Source organism: Tateyamaria sp., from assembly GCF_039940735.1.
Lineage (GTDB): Bacteria > Pseudomonadota > Alphaproteobacteria > Rhodobacterales > Rhodobacteraceae > Tateyamaria.
In genome coordinates this window covers 1-8640 of sequence record NZ_JBDVGB010000011.1, presented here as the reverse complement: position 1 = coordinate 8640, position 8640 = coordinate 1, and the positions used below count along the sequence as shown (strand labels likewise).

The window sequence follows — 8640 nt, the reverse complement described above, 5'->3', positions numbered from 1 at the left end:
AGTGTTCAACCCGTTCTGTACAGTCACATCGAAACGCTTTGCCAACACGCCAGTTGAAACTCCTTCGAGAGTTTCGCGGACGATTTCCAATCGCTCCAGATCAGATAAGTGGCGTCGAGACGGGATGCGAATAAAGGCTCCCAATTTTTCTGCCAACTTCATGCAGCCTGTTTAGTTTTGACGCATTTATAATATTGAGGCACAACCTATACGATTGTTAAATCGGGTAGCTGAGCTTTATCCCGCCAGTTTCGCCGCGCTCCTGGCGCCCCTGAGGATCGCGGCTCGGGACGAGGCAATTTATCTCCCTCGCGCGGGATGTAGAATTGAGGTCCTGAGCCCCTGAGCGCCTAATTGGCTGAGAGAGGGGGGCTACCGCTGAGCAGACATGCCCTTAAAGCGTCGCTCACGGCCTCTGAGTAGCAATCTCGCCCTCTACTTGCGATATCATATAAGAAAACCCACCCAAAACGCACGCGATGTCTAGTGTAGCTCTCCCGTGAGGCGTCTTAAGTGGAGAGCATCCCGCTTCAACACGCCCAGCAATATTTTCTACCACCACGCGACACGCGATATACTGCAAGCAACACACGATAAATATCATACGACACGGACCACATGTGCAAAGAGCAAGACCATCTTGGCATCAGTTCGGATCCTGCAGTGGCCTTAAGGCAATTCGGGATTTTGTTCTGGTCCTGCCTTGATGACGTGATCAAAGAACTCAAAGCCAAATACTAAGCGCAGGCGCGGATGGGCCCATGAGCAACGTGCTCTAAAAAACTAGATCATCCCCGTAGAGATCGAGCACCCAATCGGGAAGCCGCGGCAAGGCAAAGGTGAGGGTTCCGTTTGTGAATGACAACGCCCGCACCGGCGGTTGGTTCAGCTGGGAATTATCAAAGATATGGCCGATGTCACTGCTCAAAATGGCTTGGCGGATCAAGGGACCAGATCGATCGTATCGGTTTCTGATTTTCTCTTCGGGCACCGGATGGCCACCCTCAATGACCCGCTCACCCACGCGCGCGACGGATAGGTCGGGATGCGCGACAGAGATATGAAACGTCATGACGCGATACCCAAGGGTTTTGGCTTGGGTGATCAGACCAAGCTTAGAGGAATGAGAAAACACGGTTTCCGTGGCAAAGCTCTCGCGGTCGGCCATCAAGGACGTGCGGCGCTCGGTGGCGACTTGTGCAGCTTCGTAGGCTGCGTTCAAATCGCCGTCTTTAAGCTCATCGCGCTGGATGATGTCAGCATTGATAAACGGCACTGCAAATTTTGGCGCGATTCGCGTCTCGTAAAGCGTGGATTTGCCTGATCCGTTTGGACCCGCCAGCATCACGAGTGTTGGACGTGGGGCAGGGGCCACGTTTAGGCTGCGGCCTCGGGATAGACCAACTCACCTTTGTCATTCAGTCCAACACCACGGCCCAACTGACGACGCTGCACAAAGAAGGCTTCTTCTTGATCCGACGGAGAGGTCATATCTTCCCCGAACTGCGCAAACCAGACTTCTTGCTCTTCGGCACTTAACTCATCTGGAGAACGCTCGCCTGCAAGGGCGGCATTGATGTGATGATAATCAAACGTGCTCGATTGCTCGATTGCGCGACCGATGTTGATCCAATGGGTGATTTGCCCCGCAACGGACCGGCTCTGCAAACCGGACTCACGGCGTACGACAGACATGACGTCATCTGAGAGCTTGATAGATTGGGCCATTACAACTCCATTCATAGAAAAGGTAGCAAAATGCTACCCTCGTCTCTTATATGGCAATAAGTCGATGAATGTCCAGTAAATGACTGTTCCTGACGCCATCTTCGCCTGGAGGGCAGATCCAGTCATAGCAGATGCGATATGAGCAAAAGTAGAAGAGAGGTTCTGGAAATAACGCGGTCCTGATTATTTGATCAGTTGCAGCTTTGATGAAAGGTTCTGGATTGGAATGCATTTCGCGGCCCTATCTAGAGCAACGGTGGCTCATCAACTGAACGGGGCAGTGCCCAAACCTGAAGTAGTAATACATCCTTGATATCTTGCAGCTCTTTTCGTGTCAGAAGACCTGCTTTTAGTATATCAGGAACATCTGTCTGAAACGTCTGTTTTCTACTTATTCTAAGCATTCCGAGGTATCTGTACGCGCTGGATGTTGAGAGCTGACGTTCTCGTTGGGTTATTTCTGTTAGAAATATGGTTATGTTTGTTTAAGTGTTAGGCTAAGTTGTTCTTGCTTACAAATCAGCGCCCTAAGTCAATATTTTGTTCCTAATGTACCGATTATCCGTTCTTGATGTACCGAACTTGTGTTCCTGATATACCGAATCGAACGTTCTTGATGTACCGAGGAAATGTTCCCGATGTACCGAGCTAGTACAGTGGATTGGCTTCTACATAGGTTTTTGCGAAGGCAGTGAACGCCGAATTGGCATTCTTGACCGGCTGATCCTTTGAGACGGCCCATTGCCTCCAAGTTTCAAGGATATATCCAACGTCATACTCGGGATATTTGTGCTTCACTTTGACCATTGTCGCGTGAGAAACGTTCAAATCCATGTGATTCGGTACAACGGGAACATCTACAACATCAAATTTTGGCCGGAACCTCACAAGAGCTTGTTTCCCCTTGGTTTTAAAAGGTGTAGACACTTGAGAAGGTTCAACGATCTCCATGTGGTAATCTGGGATCGTGTCTAGCTCCGAGATTTCGTTAATGCGAAACTTAAACTTACGCTCGGTGTCGATCGAGCCACATTTTTCAGCAAGACGTTTGACACCGACATACCATTCTGGCTGGCGTCCGACGTGTTTGCGGGCAAGCTCATACAGACGACGCTCTAGTCCTTTCGACAGGCGGAAATAGTCTCTGTTGATGGTCAGAACACGCCGATCTTTGACGATGGCGTTGAACATCCAGCGGTTCATGGTCACTTCGACAGCACCCATGACGCGCTCGCCATTGCGATTCGTGCGCTCTACAACGCGCCAGTCTTCGATCCAGCCAAAGCCACGACGTTCGCGTTCACCGCCAGCTTCGACATTGGTCATGATGTTGGTGGAGCGCAATCTGAGAAGGGCATCCAGAAAGAGCTCATAGGCGCGTTTCCCAGTGCCGCGGCCGGTTACTTTGAGGAAATCATGTGCTGAAAACTGGATGGTTCGGTCGGCATCAGTTCCTGTTTCTATCCGATCATTTACCAATGATGTCAGATAGATAAGGATATCTTTGTCCCATATCGTGGCAATGCCTTTGGGCCCTGGCTGGATTTCAATCCGCACACTGCCATCGTCAAAGATAAACGGCGTCTTGCGAGGGCGCTTTTGTAGCGAGAAGAACGGAAACTCCATTAGGGCACGCTCATCTTTGATAGGCGCGTCAGCAAGCTGGTCCAAAAAGAAATCTACCTGTTTATCTGACAAAGCTGTTCCTGATGTACCGAATCTAAGTTGTTCCCGTTATACCGAGTTTTTTGTTCCCGATATACCGAAAAATCCCATAGCTGGTTGGGCAGCCCATGAGGGAGGCCAAGCTGCGAGGCGTTCAGCTGCTGATATTTTGATGTCCCACATAGGCGAGGTAAACGCGCAGGTGGTGATTGGCAGGTTACCGCCCAAAGACTGCATCCATCATAGAGACCGTGGGTCGCAATATTGTTCACACGACTACCAGAAGCTCCGGCGGCAGAACGGGTTTAAGGTGCCCATTTCTTTAAAAGACAATTGCTACGATAATGCCGCCGTCGACACTCAGCATTGGTCTGGAAAAACTGCGTCGCATTCGAACGGAAGGTGGCTTAAACGAGCACTTGGCGCGGCATAAAAGCGGGACAAGACCTGTCAACGCGGCATCCTTCAAAAAAAGACTGAGAAGAAAGCCTAGTCAGCATCCAGACAAAAACTGGTGCACATCGCATTTGCGGATTGACGCAAATGCAAAAAATATTCACCATAGTAAACATGGCTGCGACTTGCAGACGATGGATGGAAGATTCGACTATGGCGTTTGAAGATCGCAAAGGTGTTTGGAAATCTGGGAAGGGACGTGGCAGGCACACGCCGAAAGGTCGGCAGTTGGATGATCAGGCGCAGGCTGAGGTGCTTGGCCTGACTGGCGAAGGCCCGCTGCGACGCGATCTGTTGATCGAATTTCTACACCTTATTCAGGATGCCTATGGCCATTTGTCCGCCGCTCATATGCGCGCATTGGCGGAAGAAATGCGCCTGTCGATGGCAGAGATTTGGGAAGTCGCGACGTTCTATGCGCACTTTGATGTGGTGAAGGAAGACGAGGCCCCGCCGCCAAGTCTGACGATCCGTGTGTGCGATTCCTTGTCTTGTGAGTTGGCCGGCGCGCAGCAACTTAAGGCGGCGCTTGAAGACGGGCTTGATGCGTCAGAGGTGCGTGTTTTGCGTGCGCCTTGTATGGGGCGCTGCGATACAGCGCCTGTTTTGGAACTCGGCCATCATCATATCGATCACGCTACGCCGGAAAAGGTAAACGCTGCCATTGCGGCAGGGCACACGCATGCGGACATCCCGGCTTACGAAGGTTTCGACGTGTACGTTTCGGGTGGTGGTTATGAAACGCTAAGATCTCTGCGTGCCTCAGGCGATTGGGAGCAAGTTCAAGATACGATTCTCGCCTCGGGCTTACGCGGTCTTGGCGGCGCGGGTTTCCCGTCGGGAAAAAAGTGGGGTTTTGTGCGCGCCAATTCTGGAACCCGTTACCTGGCCGTAAATGGGGATGAGGGCGAGCCGGGCACGTTCAAAGACCGTTATTACCTAGAACGCACGCCGCATCTGTTTCTTGAGGGTATGTTGATCGCGGCATGGGCCGTCGAGGCGGAAACCTGCTTTATCTATATGCGAGACGAATATCCGGCTGTTTTGCATATTCTGCGTACTGAAATCGCGGCGTTAGAAGCCGCAGGCATCGTGGCCCCGGGTTATATCGATCTGCGGCGCGGCGCGGGCGCTTACATCTGCGGTGAAGAATCTGCGATGATCGAAAGCATCGAGGGCAAGCGAGGGTTGCCGCGTCACCGCCCGCCCTTTGTGGCGCAGGTCGGAATATTCGACCGACCCACATTGGTGCACAATGTTGAAACCTTGCTGTGGGTTGCGCGAGTGTGCCGCGAGGGCCCCGAGGTGTTGAACGGCGTCGAAAAGAATGGGCGCACTGGGTTGCGCAGTTATTCGATCTCGGGGCGGGTCAGCGCGCCGGGGGTCTATTTGTTACCTGCTGGTTCTACGATTATCGATCTGATCGATGCCGCTGGTGGGATGCTTGAGGGGCACACCTTCAAGGCGTACCAGCCGGGGGGTCCTTCTGCGGGGTTGTTGCCTGCATCGATCAATGACGTACCGATGGATTTTGACACACTTCAGGCGCATGGCACCTTTATCGGATCAGCCGCGATCGTGATCCTAAGCGACCACGACAAGGCGCGCGATGCTGCGCTTAACATGCTGAAGTTCTTTGAGGACGAAAGCTGTGGCCAATGCACACCGTGCCGTGTGGGCTGCGAAAAAGCGGTCAAATTGATGCAAGCCGATCAATGGGATCAACCGCTGCTCGAAGAATTAAGCCAAGCAATGGTTGATGCCTCGATTTGTGGCCTTGGCCAAGCAGCGCCAAATCCCATCCGGCTGACCATCAGACATTTTGCGGATGAGGTTTAGGACATGAGCGAACAGATCACCTTTACGCTGGACGGCGAAACCGTCACAGCCGATGCCGACACGACCATTTGGGAGGTCGCAAATGGCCGGGGTTTGGTTATTCCGCACCTGTGCCACAAACCTGCACCGGGGTATCGCCCGGATGGCAATTGCCGCGCCTGCATGGTCGAGATTGAGGGCGAACGGACCTTGGCCGCCTCTTGTATCCGCGAACCTGCCGACGGCATGGTGGTCACCACCAATTCAGCCCGTGCCGAAAACGCGCGCAAGATGGTGGTCGAAATGTTGGTCGCGGACCAACCTGAACGCGATCAATCGCACGACAAATCCAGCCACCTTTGGGATATGGCGGATGCCAACGGTATCGACCAAAGTCGCTTTCCCAAGTTGGAAGAGGGCCGCATTCCGCTGTTTGACGACAGCCATGTGGCGATGAGCGTCAATTTAGACGCATGCATTCAATGCGGGCTGTGCGTGCGCGCCTGCCGCGAAGTGCAGGTCAACGATGTGATCGGGATGGCTGGGCGTGGGCACGATGCCCATCCAACCTTTGATTTTGCAGACCCGATGGGTGACAGCACCTGTGTGGCCTGCGGCGAATGCGTGCAGGCCTGCCCAACGGGTGCGTTGATGCCAGCCACGGTGGTCGATGAATATCAGGTTGGTGACAGCAACGATTTTGACACCGAAACCGAAAGCGTCTGCCCGTTTTGCGGTGTGGGTTGTAAAGTGTCGCTCAAGGTTAAGGACAACAAGGTTAAATATGTCGAGGGCATCAATGGCCCGGCAAACGAGGGTCGGTTGTGTGTCAAAGGCCGATTTGGTTTTGATTATATCCACCACGAACATCGACTGACCAAGCCCCTTATCCGGCGAGACGACGCGCCGGCCAAGGGGTTGAACGTAGACCCCGGCGACGTGCTGACCCACTTCCGCGAAGCCAGTTGGGAAGAAGCAATGCAAGCCGCTGCTGGGGGGCTGGGGAAATTACGCCAAGCCCATGGCGGACAATCTGTTGCTGGCTTTGGCAGCGCCAAATGCACCAACGAAGAAGCCTATCTGTTCCAAAAGCTGATCCGCCAAGGGTTCAAACACAACAACGTCGATCACTGCACGCGTTTGTGCCACGCCTCGTCGGTCAGTGCGCTGATTGAGAACGTCGGATCGGGTGCTGTGACCGCGACCTTTAACGAGATCGAAAACGCGGACGTCGCGATTGTTATCGGGGCCAACCCGGTCGAAAACCACCCGGTTGCGGCAACCTATTTTAAACAGTTTGTGAAAAACGGCGGCAAGCTGATCGTGATGGACCCGCGCGGGCAGGGGTTGAGACGCTTTGCCTATCAAATGCTGCAATTCCGCCCCGGTGCAGATGTGTCGATGTTGAATGCGATCATGCATGTGATCGTCGAGGAAGGCTTGTTCGATCAGCAATATATCGATGCCTACACCGAAAACTGGGAAGCCGAAAAAGAGCACCTCAAGGCATTCACACCCGAAGCGATGGAACCGATTTGCGGCATTGCACCGGATGTGATCCGCGATGTGGCCCGTACCTTTGCGGGGGCCAAGGCGGGTATGATATTCTGGGGCATGGGCGTCAGCCAGCACATCCATGGCACCGACAATTCGCGCTGTCTGATCAGCCTTGCGTTGATGACCGGGCAGGTGGGTCGCCCCGGTTCTGGCTTGCATCCATTGCGCGGCCAAAACAACGTTCAAGGTGCGTCAGATGCGGGTTTGATCCCGATGTTTGTGCCTGATTACCGATCCGTCACAGATGAAACTGTGCGCGAAGACATCTTTAGCGTTTGGGGGAGGGACGAAGACTGGTCGAACCAAAAGGGCCTGACCGTCACGGAAATCGTGGACCAAGCCTATGCTGGAAACATCAAAGGCATGTACATTCAGGGCGAAAACCCTGCGATGTCTGACCCCGATGTCGAACATGCCCGCGAGGCTTTTGCCAAGCTAGAATGCCTCGTGGTGCAGGACATCTTTTTGACGGAAACGGCATGTTTTGCGGATGTAATCCTGCCGGCCTCTGCGCTTTATGAAAAGAATGGTACGGTCAGCAATACCAACCGGCAAGTGCAACGCGTGCGCCCCGCCGTGCCACCACCGGGCGAGGCGCGTGAAGATTGGCAAATCACCGTCGAATTGGGTCAACGCCTTGGACTAAATTGGGAATACACGGACGTGTCCCAAGTGTTCGCCGAGATGAAACAAGTCATGAGCTCGCTCGATAACATCACGTGGGATCGGCTCGAAACAGAAACCGTGACGTACCCCTCGCTCAGCCCCACAGATCCGGGCCAAGCCGTTGTGTTTGGTGATGGGTTCCCCCGGCCAGATGGGCGTGCGCGGTTCACACCTGCCTCGGTCATTCCCCCGGATGAAGCACCGGATGCGGAATATCCGATGATTATGACCACGGGCCGCCAACTTGAACACTGGCACACTGGGTCGATGACCCGCCGGGCGCGCGTGTTGGATGCGGTTGAACCCGAAGCGAACTGTTCGCTGCACCCTAAAACGCTGCGCGCCCTTGGGGTCGAGCCAGGTGACATGTTGCGCCTGACAACCCGGCGCGGTTCCATCGACATTATGGCGCGTGCAGACCGCGCTGTGTCCGAAGACATGGTGTTTGTGCCCTTCGCTTACGTCGAAGCGGCGGCGAACGTTCTGACCAATCCAGCCATCGACCCTTACGGAAAGATCCCGGAGTTCAAATTCTCGGCCGTCCGGGTCGAACCAGTCACAAAAATCGCAGCTGAATAATCAGCCTGCCTCATCCAACAGGACTTACGTTCATGGCCTATAAAACTGACATTGAAATTGCACGCGAAGCGGACAAGAAGCCGATCCAAGAGATTGGCGCCAAGATTGGTATCGCAAGCGCCGACCTGCTGCCCTACGGCCACGACAAGGCTAAAGTCAGCCAAGACTTCA

6 protein-coding genes and 1 pseudogene are annotated in these 8640 nt (G+C 53.8%); 4 read left to right on the top strand and 3 right to left on the bottom strand.

The genetic code is table 11. The annotated features are described in order from the left end of the window. Window positions 1–775: 775 nt before the first annotated feature. From ABJF76_RS01815 to ABJF76_RS01805, 3 genes are all read right to left on the bottom strand, one after another. Window positions 776–1375, bottom strand: coding sequence for a zeta toxin family protein (locus ABJF76_RS01815; protein ID WP_413818787.1), 600 nt, complete (start codon window positions 1373–1375; stop codon window positions 776–778). A 2-nt stretch (window positions 1376–1377) separates the two neighbouring features. Continuing rightward, window positions 1378–1728 carry a TA system antitoxin ParD family protein gene (locus ABJF76_RS01810; protein ID WP_413818786.1) on the bottom strand — a complete coding sequence of 117 codons (351 nt, stop codon included), beginning with the start codon at window positions 1726–1728 and terminating at the stop codon, window positions 1378–1380. Window positions 1729–2376: 648 nt separating this feature from the next. Next, window positions 2377–3426, bottom strand: coding sequence for a replication initiator protein A (locus ABJF76_RS01805; RefSeq protein ID WP_413818785.1), 1050 nt, complete (start codon window positions 3424–3426; stop codon window positions 2377–2379). Between the two features lie 181 nt (window positions 3427–3607). On the opposite strand from ABJF76_RS01805, the pseudogene ABJF76_RS01800 reads away from it, so the two are divergent. The 4 genes and pseudogenes from ABJF76_RS01800 to ABJF76_RS01785 form a co-directional block, all read left to right on the top strand. After that, a pseudogene (locus ABJF76_RS01800) lies at window positions 3608–3754 on the top strand (IS3 family transposase); the annotation flags it as partial. A gap of 248 nt (window positions 3755–4002) precedes the next feature. Further along, window positions 4003–5688: an NAD(P)H-dependent oxidoreductase subunit E gene (locus tag ABJF76_RS01795; protein ID WP_413818784.1), complete on the top strand. Its 1686-nt coding sequence runs from the start codon at window positions 4003–4005 to the stop codon at window positions 5686–5688. Between the two features lie 3 nt (window positions 5689–5691). Further along, a complete protein-coding gene (fdhF, locus tag ABJF76_RS01790; RefSeq protein ID WP_413822493.1) occupies window positions 5692–8469 on the top strand; it encodes a formate dehydrogenase subunit alpha in 2778 nt (925 codons plus the stop codon). 32 nt (window positions 8470–8501) lie between these two features. Continuing rightward, a partial coding sequence (locus tag ABJF76_RS01785; RefSeq protein ID WP_413818795.1) for a formate--tetrahydrofolate ligase occupies window positions 8502–8640 on the top strand: 139 nt, incomplete at its 3' end.

Coding starts and splice junctions, on each gene's coding strand:
- ABJF76_RS01810 (WP_413818786.1), bottom strand. CDS start 1,728: ATGGCCCAATCTATCAAGCTCTCAGATGACGTCATGTCTGTCGTACGC.
- ABJF76_RS01795 (WP_413818784.1), top strand. CDS start 4,003: ATGGCGTTTGAAGATCGCAAAGGTGTTTGGAAATCTGGGAAGGGACGT.
- fdhF (WP_413822493.1), top strand. CDS start 5,692: ATGAGCGAACAGATCACCTTTACGCTGGACGGCGAAACCGTCACAGCC.